Raw genomic sequence first — 17,859 nt, forward strand, 5'->3', positions numbered from 1 at the left:
TAATTTAGGATAGTTTGTATACTATTTAACACTGGACTGATAAGGGCGTAATTTAATTTTTTTCTTTAAGGTTTCAAAGAGTCGATTACACATTTGATGCTAAAAGCATGCATATGGGTTCATTAATTTTTATTGGTCCTTGGGGAAACTTCCTTAACGCCACCTTTTGTTAAAATAAGGGAATTGTAAATTCCTGTTTTGTCTCTAACAAACTCGATTGTTCTGTCGTTGTCGTCTGCCCTGAAAAATTTTGTTTTAGACTCGGGAATGAGTTCAGTATCCGCATCGTTATAGTAGAGTTTGCCTGTAATTTTTAATATATGTATTTTCCCATATTCACCTGCATAGTTATCGTACAGCGTCGTATCTATTTTGGTGGGATAATGTTTATAGGGAAGCTCTACTTCTTTACCCAGCGCAATCGCAGACAGTCCATACCCGATGATATGGGCGGGGGAGCCATTGTTGGAAAGGACAGTGACAAAGAGTTTGTCCTCAGTAAATCGATTAAAAGAAGTCATTGTACCAAAGAATCCGCCATCATGTGCAATCAAATAATGTCCGTGATTGTAAAATGGATTGATGATAAATCCATAGCCCCAATTTTCAGCGCTATATGGTGTAAACATTTTTTCTTTCATCGCTGCCGATAGAATCGTTGTTCCATAGAGTGCTTTGTCCCAAATGGCTAAATCTTCAACGGTTGAATAAATGCCATCGTGGCCCAGGTTGATCTCCCAGTTGATATGGGGATTATGGATAAAACCTTCTGCATTAGGGTAATATACTTTTGCTTTTTTCGTGACGATGGAATCATTATTACTGACTCCGGTGTTACTCATGCCAGCTTTATCAAATATGTTTTTCTTTAAGAAAGAAGCGTAATGCTCACCTGAGACCTTTTCAATAATCTTTGCTAACAAATAATAACCGATATTACTATAGGCGCTTTTCGTTCCCGGTGAGCATTCGAAAGGAATTTTCTTGATGGCGGCATAAGCAGAATCGCTACTTATACTACTTAATGCGATTTCTTTGAAACCCATAGCAAGTCCTGAGGTGTGTGACAGCAACATGTGGATACTTATACTATCGGCTTTTGGATAATCGGGGAAAAACTTACTGAGTTTATCGTTTAGCGATGATCTTCCGCTGTCTACGAGCTGTAAAATAGCAGCCGCGGTAAATTGTTTTGTGACCGATGCCAACTGAAACTTCGTATCGATCGTATTTTTGATCCTCCATTCATAATCTGCTAAACCGTAGGCTTTTTTTAATAAAATCGCACCGTTTTTCGTGACAAGAACTGTTCCACTAAAATTATTTACATCGGCTTGTGCCTGCATATAGGTGGCAAGTTTGGCTGATGTTTTTTCTTGTGCCACAAGAAAAATTGGACAAAATATAAGTAACATTAAAAGCTTCATAGCGTATGGTATAAATAATTATGGAGCAATGTTACTGTTTAATAAAATAGTGTGATTGTATTTTTGTAAACCTGCTAAATAAAAATCCATTTTATTTGGTCCCGTTCAAGATCAGCTATTTTGGAAAAGAAAATTTTTGGTGTAAACCCTGTTAATTTTTTAAAATCTCTGATCATGTGGGACTGATCGAAATAATCCAGGTTATAAGACAGACCTATTTTGTTGCCATCTTCGAGGTGACTTTGAATCGCAGCTCGAAATCTAATGATTTTTTTGAATTGGGAAGGTGTTTTACAGATATGTTGATCGAATTGCTTATTTATGGTTGTTCTCGATCTTCCTGTTTTTAGCGAAAATTCTGACATCGATTGATTGAGGTTACTTGTATCTAGCATTTCGGTGATTATGTTTTCGAGCAATGCATTTTCAAATAGCCAAAATTTTGATATCCAATACTCTTCTAAGGCCTTGATTCGCTCGTCTTGGTTATCAATGGAAAGGATAGATGTCATCGCGTTTTTATAATCCAGGTGCGGATTAAAATCGGGAAATGTTCCGCTGTTATAATAGCTTAAATCATTGGGTATAAAAGCATTTATCCCAAGAGGTTTGAAGTAAGTGGTAATTTCATTTATTTTTCCCTCATAACTCACTAAAACAGGTTCATTAAAATTGCATACAAGGTTTGTTTCTATCGAATTGGACGGACAATGCTTCGTAATGACCTCATTTGGGCTTACCTTAGTTTTGGTCTGCTCACTTATCGTCACTATGGTGTAAATGCTCGGAAACGTAAAATATGCCGTCGCTTTTTCTTCGTGAGTTTTCTCAAGTACATAGAAGCATTCAATATATTTTTTTAGAAGTAAGCTCTTTGGTCTATATATTTTTATCGTCATTTATTCTTCATGTAAATAGGTGTTATTCATACATCATCTTTTTAAACTTGGATGTATTGGATAATCGATTTAAATATAGAGAACCTTTATGATAATTTTTACCGAGCTTAATTTCTTAAAACACTTATTTTTAAATTGGGGAAAAGATGAATCCGATAGCATTCAATTTTTAGTGTACTTTAGTCGTTAATTAACCGTTTAATAAAAAACCAAATGAACGATTTGAATCCAGAAGAAAATTACATCGCAATAAACAAACACTCGTGGAATAATAGAACAGATACACATCTAAAATCAGACTTTTACAATCTAGCAGGATTTTTAAAAGGGGAGACTTCGCTAAATTCAATCGAATTGGCGTTATTGGGTGATATCAGCGGAAAAAAAATATTACACCTACAATGTCATTTCGGACAGGATACAATTTCTTTGAGTAGACTTGGTGCCAAAGTTACTGGTGTTGATCTATCCGACAAGGCTATTGAAAGTGCCCGAGAAATTGCGAAAGAAACGAATGCAGATGTACAGTTTATCTGTTGTGATTTGTATGAGCTTGAGAATCATCTTGACGGACAATTTGATCTGGTCTTTACCAGCTATGGAACGATTACTTGGTTACCGGATTTAGATAAATGGGGGAAAATAATTTCACGTTTCTTGAAACCGAAAGGGAAGTTTGTTTTTGTCGAGTTTCATCCAGTTGTTTGGATGTTCGATGATAATTTTGACAAAATTGGCTATAATTATTTTAATGTTGCTCCAATTGTTGAAACCGAGCAGGGAACCTATGCCGATAAAGATGCAGCTATTTCGCAGTCCTATGTTACCTGGAATCATAGTATGAGTGAGGTCGTTGGAGCTTTACTTCATCATGGGCTAAACATTCAAGACCTGAACGAATTTGACTATTCACCTTATCCCATTTTTAAAAACATGACAGAACTAGATCCTAAAAAATTCAGAATAGCCCATTTGGGAAATAAAATTCCGATGGTCTATGCTATTGTTGCGCGTAAAAGTGAATAAATAGAATGCTGGGAATTGACCAGGTACTTATTTCTTTTTCAAATAACGATTTATCATGGGGCTAAAATCTATTTTGGATGAAGCCTGAATATGTTCTGCCAATACGGATGCGGGAAATTCATCCAATGTTTTGAAATTAATACAGCCTTTTTGAAATTTAGCCTTGGGTAATTTTAATTTTAGTTCTTCCATCAATTCGGGGTTAGTATAGATAACCAAGGAATGGAACGAAATGTAATTCTTTGCGACTGTTAGCCCGTATTTAAATACGCCCTGTTCATTAAAGCTAATTGCATTAGGGTTTGACATGAATTTTCCGAAGCTCTCAGAGACGGTATTGTCATTTTCTGTTATCGCTTTCCGGAATTGACGGATGACCTCTTGCTCCGTTTCCGAAAGTGTATTGATATACTGATCTATTTCCATAATATCGTATTGTTCTTCAGGGCTGTAGTTATTAGCTAAAAGTATCAAATTTTCTTCTATATCGATGTAGGTCAGCATAAAAAGATGCATTGATTTATTTTGGTTACATGTTGACCTGCCTTTAAAATTTTACCCCTCTTTATTTCAGATTTTACCCCCTGTGGTTGGCAAGTTATTTATAATTTAATGTTATTAATCAAATTATACAATTCGTATTCGTTGGAATAAGGAATACGTCTGCAAGAATTATAACATTTATAAACTAAAAACAGCATTATGAGAAAATTTATGATGGTGATTTCTATTGGAATCATTGGGCTATTGAGCTGCCAAAAGTCTGTTCAACTAGATTCTCCGACATCACTAAAAACAAAAGCGAAGGTAAATCTAGCAAGTATAGGTAATACTTACTATATAGATCCCAGCGGAAACGATGATAGCACAGGAACGAGCACAACTGCAGCATGGAGAACGCTGGCCAAAATTAATGCCTCGGTTTTTGGCCCTGGTGATCGTATTTTGTTCAAGAGTGGTGGCGTATGGAATGACACGTTGCATATGAAAAATTCAGGAACGGCTGAAGCTCCTATTATTATAGATAAATATGGCGGCGATGTTCGTCCGATTATCAACGGTGGTGGAAAGAGAAACGGATCAAATGCACTATACCTCAATAAGGTGTCTTATTTTGAGGTAAATAACCTCGAACTGACAAATACAATCCCAAGCGGAACAAGTTATGCTGCTACGGGGATCCGCGTGGTTGGAGGCAGTTCTGCAGGAACAGCAATTAGCAATGTCTCCGTTAGAAATTGTTATGTTCACGACGTCAATGGTGCGATCGATGGACAGACCAATTATAACAAAAGCTCTGGCGGGATTATCTTAGACGGTAAAATATACGGTGCTTTGGTACAAAGTTGCCACGTAGCCAATTGTTCCGTTGAAGGGATAAGGACCACTGGCGATAGGGCTATGGCAGCAAGATCAAAAGATATTATTATCGATAACAATTTGATTGAATATATCTACGGCGACGGAATCGTTATGTCCGGCGTGACGGGAGGAAGTAAAATCACACACAATACGGTCTATAAGGCATGTATGAACACAGGCTCTGAAAATTATGCGGGTATTTGGACAATTGGTAGCTTGAATACGCTGGTGGCTTATAATGAAGTTTACGGTATGACAGGCGGGGGCGCTAACGATGGAGTCGCGTTCGATGCCGATGGCTACGATACCAATTCAGTAACCGATGGAGATATTTTCGAATACAATTATTCGCATGATAACAACGGCGGATTTATGCTTTTTATGAACCAGTCTAAGAATATTAAAGTTCGCTATAACGTTTCTGTTAACGATATCGGTACAACACGGTTAAAAAAGCTCTTTTTGATCGAAAAAACGACATACGATTCCCGTGAGATTTATAATAATGTATTCTATATCAAAAATCCAACCGCCAGCCTGTTTAACGTCATGAATGGCGTAAGTTCAGGAAAGCCTTATGCAACATTTTCAAATAATATTTTTTACACGACCTCGACCATTAGTAGTTTGTCTACCCAAGCCGATAACGGACTGAAGTTTAACAATAATTGTTTATTCCCGTCGAGTACATTTACGTCATTGAACTGGGGAACTACCGTGCGGAACAACAATTTCTATGAAGATCCGGTATTTGTCAATCCAATCGGTGGAAACGGCCTTGACGCTGCAAAAGGTTATGATGTCGGTTCCAGTTCGGCCGCCCTTAATGCCGGTGTATTTATAAGTAACAATGGAGGCGAGGATTTCGCTGGAAATGCGCTGCCATTGGGTAATCCAGACGTTGGAGCGTTTCAGCATGCTGTTGTAGCCAATGCCGGAAGCTCTCTTGCCGATGCCTATGTCCGCAACGGTACCTATGCAAGTACAAATTATGGAACTACAGCTGATCTTGTCATCAAATCCGACGCTACATCTTACGCACGTAAAGCATATACTAAATTTGATATTTCGATGATTACTAAACCTAAAGTGAGTTCGGCAAAATTAAAAATGTATGTTGCAGGAGTGAATACAGCACCACAACGTACTATTAATATTTATACAACCTCCACGACATCTTGGTTGGAAAATAGCATTAATTGGAACAATGCACCAATGGATACTGTACTTGTCGGTAAAATTCCTATTTCTGGGATAGGTTTACAGACCATCGACGTCACTTCGGCCATTAATAGATTGCTGACCGGCACTGATCGTAAAGCATCCTTTCTATTTTTAAATACAGCTGCGGCCTCTTCTACAAATGATATGTCTTTTAGTAGTAGGGAAGCTGCCGCCAATAAACCGACTTTGGAACTGCTCTATTAAGCTACTACTTATTCAGGTAATTCTATCCTATTTGGAATAACCAAATCAAGAAGCCGCAGAGAATGCCAATTCTCTGTGGCTTTTTACGCTTTTCCAATAGCGCTTTATGCTATCACCCAAAAAAATCGGGCTAAGTAAACAAGACTGCTATTAATTTTAGTGTACCTTATTTTTGATGCGTCATACTATAGCCAGTTTTTGAAGTTAAATGGATGTACGGTGCGCACAAAAATTATTATTTCGTAAATTCATACTATGAAGCATCCGATACAGGAGTTGGATAGCTTCTTCATACTAATAAGAGGAATGCATGAAAAGCACGAAACGAAGGAAAGGTTTTCTCTTCAAACAATATGAAGAGCCGTTTCAAACGCCTTTTGATAAATTATTTGACATTTTCAAAGAACTGATTACCCATACCTCTGGTGATTTTGATGAAGCCATTGACTGGCTTAGGCAATTGGATAAAGAGTTCAAACTGACGACTCCAGCCTATACGATAGACGATTTCATTACGGATCTGAAGGATAAAGGTTATATCAGGGAAAAAGTAGAGTTTGGTGGTGAAGGTGGCGTAGATATTACCTCAAAGCTGGAGAAAGCCTTGCGTCAGCATGCCTTGGACCAGATATTTGGGAAAATGAGGAAAGGGAAATCAGGCAATCATAAAACTAATCACCAGGGACGGAGTGACGAAAATATGGGCGATTTCAGAAACTATCAGTACGGAGATAGCCTGGAGAAAATAGTTTTGACGGAGAGCTTGAAAAACGCACAGATCAATCATGGGATAGGTGAGTTTGCCTTATCCGAAAATGATCTCGTCGTAGAAGATACACAGTTTAAGTCGCAAATGAGTACAGTGTTGATGATCGATATCAGCCACAGTATGATTTTATACGGCGAGGATCGGATCACTCCTGCAAAAAAAGTGGCGATGGCTTTATCAGAACTTATTTTGACTCGTTACCCGAAAGACTCACTTGACGTCATTGTTTTCGGAAACGATGCATGGCCTATCGCGATAAAAGACCTGCCTTATTTGCAAGTTGGACCATTTCATACCAATACTGTCGCGGGCTTAAAGCTAGCGATGGACTTGCTAAGGCGAAAACGGCATGCGAATAAGCAAATTTTTATGATAACCGACGGGAAACCGAGCTGTTTAAATATGCCGGACGGCACTTACTATAAGAATCCTATGGGTTTGGATCCTTTTATCACCAGCAAATGCTATAGTATGGCTGCGCAGGCTCGAAAGTTGGGAATACCAATTACAACCTTTATGATTGCTTCGGATCCTTATCTACAGCAATTTGTCGACGAGTTTACAGCTTCAAATCAAGGGAAGGCTTATTACACGGGACTTGGGGATCTAGGTGAAATGATCTTTGAGGATTACGAAGAAAATCGAAAAAAAAGAATACGATAAGAATATATGGATTACACGAAGATTACAACATTTGGTGCATTAAAAACTTCGGGTTATAAACCTAAAACAATAAAAGAAGAATTGCGTCAGAATCTGATTACAAAAATAAAGGCGGGTGAAACCGTGTTCAATGGGGTACATGGTTATGAAGATACCGTAATTCCAGAACTTGAAAGAGCAATACTTTCCAAACACAACATTAATTTCTTGGGCCTTCGCGGTCAGGCGAAAACACGTCTCGCTAGGCTCATGGTCAACTTATTGGATGAATATGTGCCTGTGGTTCAAGGTTCAGAGATTAATGATGATCCGTTTGACCCCATATCGCGTTATGCGATAGAGTTGCTGAAGGAGAAAGGCGACGATACACCGATAAGCTGGCTTGGTAGAGGTGATCGTTTTGCGGAGAAACTGGCTACGCCTGATGTGACAGTAGCTGATTTGATCGGTGATGTAGATCCCATCAAAGCCGCAAATTTAAAACTGAGCTATGCAGACGATCGGGTGATCCATTTTGGTATGATTCCTCGGGCAAACCGTTCTATATTTGTCATTAATGAGCTACCTGATCTTCAAGCTAGAATCCAGGTAGCCCTCTTCAATATATTACAGGAGGGAGATATTCAGATCCGCGGTTTTAAGTTACGCTTGCCGTTAGATGTACAATTTATATTCACAGCGAATCCGGAGGATTATACCAATAGAGGAAGTATTGTGACGCCGCTGAAAGATCGCATTGGATCGCAGATACTTACACATTACCCCGCTTCGGTTGAGATCGCAAAGGCAATTACTGCGCAGGAGGCGAACTTGGAAGCGGCCCAGAAGGAGCAGATATATGTCCCGGAGCTGGCTAGGGAATTGATTGAGCAGATAAGCTTTGAAGCACGAAATAGTGAATATGTTGATGAAAAGAGCGGCGTGAGTGCGCGTATGAGCATTACAGCATTTCAAAACTTATTAAGTACCGCTGAATTACGCATGCTCCGAAGTGGGGAACAAGCAACTGCAGTACGGCTGAGTGATTTTATGGGTATTGTGCCTGCGATAACCGGCAAAGTTGAGCTCGTTTATGAAGGCGAGCAAGAAGGAGCGGGTGTCGTTGCAGTGCAGCTGATAGAAAACGCGATTAAAAGCCTTTTCCCGATTTTATTCCCAAAAATTGAGAAACTGGAAAGAGAAAACGAGCGTTATCCCTACGATGATATTGTTCGTTGGTTTTCGGAATCAGAAGGAATCGAATTATCTGATGAACTCAACGATTTGGCGTACGGGCAGGTTTTGGATCAAGTGAAGCCTATCCATGCTTTAATTCAGCAATACCAACCGGAAACGAAACCCGAAGATCTCCATTTTCTGACTGAATTCGTTTTATGGGGACTTACCCTCAACAATAAATTAAGTAAATATAGACTGGGGTCCGGCCTTCAGTTTCAAGATAATTTTCAGGGATATCTGAGAAATAATCTGTAACAGGCAACGAGTAATAGGATGGGTAAGTTTACAGCGCAAACTTACCCATCATGTTATTTTAAAAGGTTTCACAAGGACGGAAAAAGGAGGATAACCTATCTTTTCATTAAAATTAAGTCTATCGATAGACCAATAATAACGACGACAACAATAAATGACAGATAACCTAAAATATAAACAGCGAGCGCTTTTAAATAACTGGGTATTTTGTAGGGGTCGAAAAATTGTCCAATAGCCCAAACGCTATATACCATAGCGACGATGCTAGCCTGTACCATAACACCTGTATGTGTTACACCTTCAACTAATGCAAAAATAGTATAGATCAACATCGTGATTCCCAAAATAAAACACAGCAGGATGACAATTTCAAAAAAATTAAAACCGTATTTATTAAAAAATAGTTTCGCCCAAAAAGCGATAAACAATCCTATCATGATATTGGCGTAACCATAGTGATCCTGGATCCAGAGGTATATCGAACCCGTAGTAGAATGTTGGGATTCGTAATAGCTCACATATTTGTCGTTTACATGAAAAAAATGGCTTACTACAGAGTATATCAGCGAGGTGATGATGATAAAAATAATGGGTTTTACCAGGCGACTCCTGTTCTCGGCAATATATTTTTTTACATTTTTTCCGGGTGTGGTAATGAGTTCACGAATCGTGTACAAGATGCCGCGCTCGAAATGAAGGACATGTTCAATCTCGTGGACGATATAATGCGCATCAATTCTTTTAAGGACCGCTGGCTGTCCGCATTTCGGACAGAAATTCAGCGTTATATCTGTCCCACAGTTTTTGCAATTTGTCATGTTTATACTATGTTATAGGTAATAAATTTGTTAATATTTGAGGATTCTTTCCTTTCCATATTCTGAAAATCTTTGGCTTTAGCCTCCTATCGATTAGAATTTGTCCAAAAATATTATAGATTATGTCAATCAAGGCTACACCTAAGTGTAGTTTTATACCAACCAACTTCTCTCGTAAGGTAAATAGATTTATTGCGCTGTCGTGTAACCGCGCTGTTGGAAGAATCTTTTATTCTATTCGGCCATTTAAATAAAACTATTATATTTGCATAATACTTGAGTTGTCAAGTATTATGCAAATAACAAGAACAATAATACTATGAACGCGATTAATACGATTCTGAACATTGTAAAAGTTCAATCTGTCATCACCAAAAAGTTTGATGGGTTGAGCTTGCATGGACTAAGTCTGACAGACTTTATGATCCTACATATTTTAAGCCAGGTTCCCGGTAACCGGCTACGGCGAATTGATCTGGCTGAAAGTACCGGTTTAACAGCCTCAGGAATTACACGGATTATTTCCCCCATGGAAAAGATGGGGCTTGTTGTAAAAGAGCACAATGATAGAGATGCCCGGGTCAGTTATGTGAAGCTTACGGCGGCTGGTGATCGAATTTTAAAGGAGGCGACTGTTACAGCTGAGCACATCGCCAATAAGCTATTGGACGGAATGGCCGTAACAGATCTCCTTATTTTTGCTGCGCAATTGAAGTCATTGGGCGGAGATTTATAATTTTAATTTAAAAACACATGAACAAAATAGATAAAAAGCAATTGAAAGCCGAATTCTTGGACAGTAAACCATTGATGGGAGTGTTAACAATTTACAATAGGGCCGAAAATAAAACATATATCGCAGATAGCCTGAATTTAACGGCTCTTTCCAACAGAATCAGATTTATGTTAAACATGGGGCAATTTGACAATAAAAACTTACAGGCGGATTGGAACCAATTGGGCGAGGGAAATTTCCTGTTTGAAAATGCAGTTATTATTCCATTTGAAAACGACAAAATCATTGATTATAAAAGAGTCATACATCATGCTGCAACTGAGTTGAAGAGTAAAGTGAGTGAAACAACAAGTATCTATTGATATGGCAAGAAAGACGTATTTGTATCCGAGTTATGAAGCCGGAAGGAATCTGGCATTGAAAAATATCCAAGGCCCCATTGTCAATCTCAATTTAATTCAGTTGAAGAAAATCGCGGACTATACTAATTTTCCGGAGATTGCGCCAATCAAAGAAATTTCGGGATACGATGCTTTCATGAATTATATAAAGCTAGCCAAACCTTTTGTGGAAGAAAGCGGCGGTGAGCTACTTTTTGTTGGGCATGGTGACCAGTTTCTGATAGGCCCCGATCAGGAGCAGTGGGATATTTGTCTGCTGATCAAACAGCGAAGTGTGTCCGATTTTTTTTCATTTGAACAAAATCCAGCGTATATGAAGATTATAGGGCATCGTACTGCAGCAATCTCGGATTCAAGACTTTTACCCCTGGAAAATGTCCCGTTTTAAACGGTACTTACCATAAAAATATCGCCTATTTAAATAATAAATGTATATTTGACATTAATAAAAGTAAACCTCGTATCGTATTCTTCTACAGCTTCGTGGAAAAGTGTTTTTGAGCAAATTTAAATTTGTGTTGAATATCCCTTCGATCAAGATAATTTGGAATTTGTGCATTAAATAATCCATGGTTAAGGTGTAATAAAGAAGGTTTACTTGGCAAATGAGCATTTAGAAAAACCTAAAAATTGATCAAACATGAAATTAAAACAAATAGGGGTATTGAGTATTGCATTAATGAGTTTTACCAATGTCATAGCGCAAAAAATATACAATGCAGATAAGGCGGCGGGTTATCTTTTTGCATATTTTGAAGGTTCGGGGGATAAAAATACACAAGAGCAATTGCGATTTGCAGTCAGTCAGGATGCGCAAAACTGGGTTGCATTAAATAACAATAAACCTATTTTGTCATCGGCGGATATATCCCAAACGGGAGGGATTCGTGATCCGCACATCCTTAGGGGAGAGGACAAAAAGTCATTTTATATGGTCGCAACTGATATGTTTACGATAAAGAATGGGTGGGGAAGTAATCCGGGTATTATTTTGATGCGATCTGATAATCTGACGGACTGGAAACACAATACTGTTGACCTGGCAAAGTTATACCCTAAAAAATTTAAGAACGTAAAATGGGTATGGGCACCACAGACGATCTACGATCCGGCTGAAAAAAAATACCTGGTGTATTTTACGGTGAAATCGCATGAGAATGATAAACTTGATTTTTATGCGGCCTATGCGAATAAAGATTTTAGTGGCTTTGAAAAGGAACCTACTTTATTGTTCAGTCCAAAATTTGGCGGTATTGATGGCGACATTGTCTATAAAGATGGGCTATATCATTTTTTCTTTAAGGGTAATACAAAAGATGCTGCCGGAAAAGAAGTAAAAAATGGAATTCAGCAGGCGACAAGTAAATCCTTAAAAGGACCATGGAGAGAAGACTTCCGGTATCTCGATGCCTACGCAGACACGTCTGTTGTTGTCGAAGGATCTAGCCTTTTTAAGTTGAATGGAACAAACGATTATATCTTGATGTACGATTTGTATGCGAATGGAAGATACGAATTTCAGCGCACAGATGATCTCTTTAATTTCTCTTCAAAACCTGAACCTTTTCATAAGAATTTTAATCCGCGACATGGAAGTGTGATTTCAATCAGCAAGGAAGAGTCTCGTCTTCTGAACAATAAATGGGGCGGTGTACCTGGTGAATTGCTAGCTCCTGTGGCTGCGGATGACCGGTATCATTTTACCGCAAAGGGAAATCCGATTATTAAGCATCATTTTACGGCCGATCCGGCAGCATTAGTTAAGGGGGATACACTTTGGTTGTATGCAGGTCATGACTTTGCAGGAGGTCAGAAAGGCTATAAGATGAAAGACTGGATCGTTTATTCTACAACGGATTTAAAAAATTGGACGGAATATCCCGTGTCTTTGCGCATAAGTGATTTTACCTGGGCAAAAAGCGGCGATGCATTTGCGGGACATGTTACCGAACGTAATGGAAAATATTACTGGTACATCAGTTCCAATTGGTCCGGAATAGGGGTTGCTGTCGCAGACAGACCCGAAGGTCCCTTTAGCGATGCATTGGGAAAACCCTTATTGACCAACAAAGACTGTTTTGCTTCTTCCCATTCCTGGGCCTGTATCGATCCAGCTGTTTTTATTGATGATGATGGTCAAGCCTGGATTTTCTGGGGCAACCGCGAGTGTTACTACGCAAAGCTCAAAGAAAATATGGTTGAGATTGATGGCGAAATAAAACAGGTGAATTTTGAAGGACTAGCTTTTACGGAAGCACCATGGGTTCACAAGCGCAATGGAAAATACTATTTGAGTTATGCCACGGAATTTCCGGAGAAGATCGCTTATGCCATGGCCGATAAGATCGAAGGCCCCTATGTCTATAAAGGAATTCTGAATGAAATAGCAGGCAACAGCAATACGAACCATCAAGCAATTGTCCCTTTTAAAAACCAATGGTATTTCATTTACCATAATGGGGGAATTAATCCAGATGGAGGCAGTTTTAGCCGTTCGATATGCATAGACACCCTAAATTACCGTCCAGATGGTACAATCCATAAAATTAAAATGACAACGGAAGGAACTACCGGAGACTAAGCATGAAAAAGCCGGCGAGCAAGCTAAAGTGGCTGCCGTAGAAGGTGGGGTAAAGACCGGTTTAATAAATTAAAAATGTGGAACGACAGCGTCGTTCCACAAAATGTTTTTCAGTGTAGTATTGTAGGATTCTTTTTACAGTATTCTTATCGAATCAATTCAGAAATTTAAAATGATGAGATAGGCATCTCCATTCATTTCGGCAATTACTTCTCTTGAGTCAAGTTTACTTATGGAACAAATGTAGCTTAGAACAGCAGTAGAAAGAATATGAAAAAGATACTTTTTTATGTGAAAATGGGAATATTTGAGTTTTATATAAATACGGTTGTTGCAATATGATACATTGTATCAATTTTACGTCGATTTGTTCCACCATGCTTAATTGTCATAAAAATTCTGTTGATTAGGTCTTTGTTCCAGTTCTATTCCATATAACCACATGAAAAGACAACATCGTTACGTTTTTTTAAATTCTATTGTTTTAAGCAGCACAGCCTTTTTGGTTCTAGGTGTTCTTTTTTCCTGTTCGAGTAACCGCGGATTTTCTGGGAAGCAGGAGTCGATATATCAGCTTGAACTTGATCGTTTAAAGGAAGTGGCGAAAAATAATCTAACAGATAATATAAAGGAGTTCAATGCTTTCGAGCACCGGCCAAAATCGGACGGAGCTTTTGACGAATCCAACAACAAAGACTTTTTAGTCAATAATATTCCGTATTTTGAGAGTTCCAACGATACCCTAAATCGCGTGTATAATTATCGTTGGTGGATGATCAGCAAGCATCTTCGGGATTATTACGATCCACATGATTCAAAGAAATATTGGGTTATAACAGAATTTTTCGGGTATCCCGCCTGGGGATCCTTGAGTGGAGCGATTACCTGCCCAACAGCGCATCAGTTTTACGATGTACGTTGGCTTCGTGATCCAAAATACCTTCGATCTTATGCCGAATATTTTATGCTTGGATCAGCTTCCAAATTAAATCAACGGGAAAACGGTAATTTTTTGACCTATTTGAGCAGGCCCGAAAGTGTTCATTTTTCCAGCTGGATGGTCGATGGTATTGAATCATTTTTAAAAATTCATCCCGATCAGGCCTGGACGCAAAAGATGCTTCCCGCGATGGAGAACCATCAGTACCTTTTGGATAGCCTATTCACTGTGAAAAATCCCGATGCGAAGACCAACGGCATGTACAAAATTCTGGATCTGTACGATGGTATGGAATTCAGCCTTTCGGCGGTACTTGGCTTAATTGCAAGTAAAGGACCTTATGCTATTTATACCGATAGTACATGGAGAGATCTTTATTTAGGTTGGGGGACGACAGACAAGGCTGCAAATACGACTGCGGCGAAAGACTTTCCATTGGCCTTTACCAAAGGTTATCCTGATTTTTATTTGGTGCGCCCATCCGTTGGAAGTTATTCCTTTGGAAATACCAACGCATTGTACAATCTCTACAGACTGGAACAGCAACAGCATCCTTCGATTACGAATAAGGTGAAAGCAGATTACTATATGGTCAGAAGCCAGGAAATACAGCAGAAATTTCTCGGGACACTTTGGAATTCAGATGATGGTTTTTTTAATACCTTGACAGCCGGTGACAATGCTTATGGTGTTCGGGATTACGAAGCGCGGGTACGGGAATCCGTTGGTTATACCCCTTGGTATTTCAATATGATACCGCATGCGGATAATAAAATGTATGAGGTAGCTTGGGCGATGTTTACTTCCGAAAAAGGTTTCAATAACCATAAAGGAATGAGCACGGCCGAAAGACAACATCCCTATTATAATGAGCAGGCTTATGCCTGGAACGGCAGAGGATGGCCTTTTCAAAACTCAGTCGTCTATAAAGCATACAGCAACTATTTAAGAAATTATAAAAATCAAATCACTGCCCAGGACAAAGAGACCCTGTACGAACAAATTATGAAGCTTACACGGCTCCACGGTTATGCCCACCCAAATATCGGTGAATGGTATATACCAAGTGATGGTGAGCAATTTGGCGGGCAGAATGATTATTTTCATTCAACCTATCCAGACATAATCATAGCGGATCTCATTGGATTTAAGGCATCCCATCACAACAGCTTTCAGGTTCAGCCGCTGATACCTGCTGGCAAAATGGATTATTTTTACCTCGGAAACTTAGCCTATCACGGGAAAACAATAGACATTGTCTGGAAAGAAGACTGGGATCAAAACAAACCTGGAAAACAGTCTATGTTATGTATTTGGGTAGATCATGTTTTAAAGGCAAGCAGCAAAGATCTTGGTGTTAAAATAGACGTAAATTTAGACTAATATTAACAGGTGTTTAACGAATTTAAAATACATCGATTGGAAGAATCTATTTTAACGGAATTTTAAAAAATAAGACTCGATTGCACAACCGTCATTTTAATTATACGGAACTCAATCGTTAAATTTGAGAAATTGAGCGGTACAATGGTAAATGATTACAAAAAATATGAGCTATTTGGAAGACCGATGATGCAAAAAATTGCATTGAAGGCACCATTTACGTTTGAATTTCCAGTAGCGGAACAGGCTTGCTTCCTCTATGTGCTGGAAGGGGAGATGCAATACCAGGCAAATGACGAAGAGCTAACTATTGCGAAGCATTATTCCTTATTGCTGAATTGTATTAATTCTGGAAAACGAATCCACGATGTGAATCCAACGCGTGATTGTCAGCTGTTAATCGTCACTTTTTATCCAGATACCTTGAAGAAAGTTTACGATAGAGAGTTGCCCTCGTTGCTGCTTGAACCTGAAAATACCATTTCAAACCAATCAAAAGAAAAAATTGACAATAATTTTCTGATCCAGAAATATGTGGAAGGCTTGCTGTTTTATTTTGAAAATCCTTCATTGATCAATGAATATATACTGGTGCTCAAATTAAAAGAAATTATATTGCTCCTGTCCCAAACGAGAAACGCGTCGGTCATACGGGTGATATTATCACAGCTTTTTTCTTCAAGTACCTATTCTTTTAAACAGATCATTGAAGCCAATCTCTTTTCCCAATTGACCATTGAGCAGCTTGCGGAACAGAATAATCTGAGTGTTTCTTCATTTAAAAGAGAGTTTGCCAAATTATATCAGGATACACCTGCCAGTTATATCAAAAATAAGAAGCTCGAAAAGGCGGCAGAGCTCCTTTTAGTTTCCGATCAGCGTGTTTCCGAAATTGCCTTTAACTGTGGATTTAACGACCTCGCAACATTTACAAAGAGTTTTAGTGACAAATACCACATATCGCCAACAAATTATCGTCGACAGCTTAAAAGCAACTAAAAACCAATGGTGACTTGTATATAGTATTCCATTTTGATCGAGGGGACCAAGTTTTCTCCAATAAGATTGTAGTCCTGTTTTTTGAACTAAAACATCAAATCTTTGAACGAAATCAAAAAACCATTTTCCTTATTCTATTGCAACTTTGTAGTGTTTCATTAAAGGGTAGTTATTCCATGGACTGTACCGTGAAAGCGTGACAACGACCTTACATTACAGGAACATTTATTTGAAATTATCAACGTTAAAAATAGAAAAAATGAATTTATCAGGTTTAGGAGTTTTCCACACAGTTATTGGTCTTACAGCACTTTTAGGCGCTGTATTAGGATTTATCAGCTATGGTAAGATCAATCTTACAATATTATCGGGGAAGTTATATTTTTATGCGACAGCCATCACTTCTCTTACGGCATTAGGAATTTCGAAACAGGGCGGCTTCAATGCTGGACATGTTTTTTCACTCTTCATCTTGGTTCTTGTCACGGTAGCCTATTGGCTACACGCAACGAAGAAAAGTAGTACGAAGTCTCAGTATTTTGAGAATTTTCTATGGTCATTTAGTTTCTTCTTGTCGCTGGTGCCTACTGTTAATGAGACCTTTACCAGAGTTCCGGTCGGACATCCCTTGGCAAAGGATATAAATGATCCAATTATTGGACAGACCCTTCTTGTCCTCTTTGTGCTTTTTATTATTGCGGTCATTTTTCAATACTTCAAACAAAAGAAAATTAACACTGAATTGGGGTCAGAACTAAAAAATCGAATCCAGTAGATCTATTTGATCCGGGCCGTTCCCGAACGATCATCTTTAGCGCCTTTCGATTCATGTGATGCTGTAATCTAGTTGTACACTATTTAAAATATGACAAACTAATCTTTTGCTTTTATTGTTAGATCTTGTAGAAGTTTAACAACATAATCATTTTGAAATATATGCTTAATTACGATTGT

Annotated in this window: 15 protein-coding genes; 11 read left to right on the plus strand and 4 right to left on the minus strand. The window is 38.5% G+C overall.

Annotation, left to right across the window (positions count from 1 at the left end; genetic code table 11):
* Positions 1 to 122 precede the first annotated feature (122 nt).
* Both B3600_RS22665 and B3600_RS22670 read right to left on the minus strand, forming a co-directional pair.
* Entirely contained in the window at positions 123 to 1,385 is a 1,263-nt protein-coding gene (locus B3600_RS22665) for a serine hydrolase domain-containing protein (protein WP_286754475.1), read from the minus strand.
* Between the two features lie 116 nt (positions 1,386 to 1,501).
* Positions 1,502 to 2,326, minus strand: coding sequence for a helix-turn-helix domain-containing protein (locus B3600_RS22670; RefSeq protein WP_286754476.1), 825 nt, complete (start codon positions 2,324 to 2,326; stop codon positions 1,502 to 1,504).
* A 213-nt stretch (positions 2,327 to 2,539) separates the two neighbouring features.
* Between B3600_RS22670 and B3600_RS22675 the strand changes: the two genes are divergently transcribed.
* Positions 2,540 to 3,352, plus strand: coding sequence for a class I SAM-dependent methyltransferase (locus B3600_RS22675; RefSeq protein ID WP_236560168.1), 813 nt, complete (start codon positions 2,540 to 2,542; stop codon positions 3,350 to 3,352).
* A gap of 27 nt (positions 3,353 to 3,379) precedes the next feature.
* Here the strand turns inward: B3600_RS22675 and B3600_RS22680 are convergent, their stop codons facing one another.
* The gene (locus B3600_RS22680; RefSeq protein ID WP_286754477.1) at positions 3,380 to 3,868 is read right to left on the minus strand and encodes a DUF1801 domain-containing protein; all 489 of its coding nucleotides are present in this window, start codon (positions 3,866 to 3,868) and stop codon (positions 3,380 to 3,382) included.
* 186 nt (positions 3,869 to 4,054) lie between these two features.
* Here B3600_RS22680 and B3600_RS22685 point away from each other — a divergent pair, with 186 nt between their 5' ends.
* The 3 genes from B3600_RS22685 to B3600_RS22695 all read left to right on the plus strand — a co-directional run bounded on the left by B3600_RS22685 (position 4,055) and on the right by B3600_RS22695 (position 9,047).
* Positions 4,055 to 6,142: a DUF7594 domain-containing protein gene (locus B3600_RS22685; protein WP_286754478.1), complete on the plus strand. Its 2,088-nt coding sequence runs from the start codon at positions 4,055 to 4,057 to the stop codon at positions 6,140 to 6,142.
* Positions 6,143 to 6,452: 310 nt separating this feature from the next.
* Positions 6,453 to 7,574 (plus strand): vWA domain-containing protein, encoded by a 1,122-nt coding sequence (locus tag B3600_RS22690; protein WP_286754479.1) that lies wholly within the window; start codon positions 6,453 to 6,455, stop codon positions 7,572 to 7,574.
* Positions 7,575 to 7,580: 6 nt separating this feature from the next.
* On the plus strand, positions 7,581 to 9,047 hold the full coding sequence (locus tag B3600_RS22695) for a sigma 54-interacting transcriptional regulator (protein ID WP_286754480.1): 1,467 nt from the start codon (positions 7,581 to 7,583) through the stop codon (positions 9,045 to 9,047).
* A gap of 95 nt (positions 9,048 to 9,142) precedes the next feature.
* Here the strand turns inward: B3600_RS22695 and B3600_RS22700 are convergent, their stop codons facing one another.
* Positions 9,143 to 9,865, minus strand: a complete 723-nt coding sequence (locus B3600_RS22700) for a DUF3667 domain-containing protein (protein ID WP_286754481.1) — start codon at positions 9,863 to 9,865, stop codon at positions 9,143 to 9,145.
* A 319-nt stretch (positions 9,866 to 10,184) separates the two neighbouring features.
* On the opposite strand from B3600_RS22700, the gene B3600_RS22705 reads away from it, so the two are divergent.
* The 7 genes from B3600_RS22705 (at position 10,185) to B3600_RS22735 (ending at position 17,680) form a co-directional block, all read left to right on the plus strand.
* On the plus strand, positions 10,185 to 10,601 hold the full coding sequence (locus B3600_RS22705; RefSeq protein WP_115048114.1) for a MarR family winged helix-turn-helix transcriptional regulator: 417 nt from the start codon (positions 10,185 to 10,187) through the stop codon (positions 10,599 to 10,601).
* Between the two features lie 17 nt (positions 10,602 to 10,618).
* Positions 10,619 to 10,963: a GIY-YIG nuclease family protein gene (locus B3600_RS22710; RefSeq protein ID WP_286754482.1), complete on the plus strand. Its 345-nt coding sequence runs from the start codon at positions 10,619 to 10,621 to the stop codon at positions 10,961 to 10,963.
* 1 nt (position 10,964) lies between these two features.
* Complete coding sequence (locus B3600_RS22715) at positions 10,965 to 11,390, plus strand: hypothetical protein (protein WP_286754483.1); 426 nt, start codon at positions 10,965 to 10,967, stop codon at positions 11,388 to 11,390.
* 252 nt (positions 11,391 to 11,642) lie between these two features.
* The gene (locus tag B3600_RS22720) at positions 11,643 to 13,583 is read left to right on the plus strand and encodes a family 43 glycosylhydrolase (RefSeq protein ID WP_286754484.1); all 1,941 of its coding nucleotides are present in this window, start codon (positions 11,643 to 11,645) and stop codon (positions 13,581 to 13,583) included.
* A gap of 442 nt (positions 13,584 to 14,025) precedes the next feature.
* A complete protein-coding gene (locus B3600_RS22725) occupies positions 14,026 to 15,906 on the plus strand; it encodes an MGH1-like glycoside hydrolase domain-containing protein (RefSeq protein ID WP_286754485.1) in 1,881 nt (626 codons plus the stop codon).
* 186 nt (positions 15,907 to 16,092) lie between these two features.
* On the plus strand, positions 16,093 to 16,905 hold the full coding sequence (locus tag B3600_RS22730) for an AraC family transcriptional regulator (RefSeq protein ID WP_286754486.1): 813 nt from the start codon (positions 16,093 to 16,095) through the stop codon (positions 16,903 to 16,905).
* Between the two features lie 259 nt (positions 16,906 to 17,164).
* Positions 17,165 to 17,680: a hypothetical protein gene (locus B3600_RS22735; protein WP_286754487.1), complete on the plus strand. Its 516-nt coding sequence runs from the start codon at positions 17,165 to 17,167 to the stop codon at positions 17,678 to 17,680.
* The last annotated feature ends 179 nt before the right edge of the window (positions 17,681 to 17,859 follow it).

This window comes from Sphingobacterium sp. UBA2480, from assembly GCF_002341965.1.
GTDB classification, from domain to species: Bacteria; Bacteroidota; Bacteroidia; order Sphingobacteriales; family Sphingobacteriaceae; genus Sphingobacterium; species Sphingobacterium multivorum.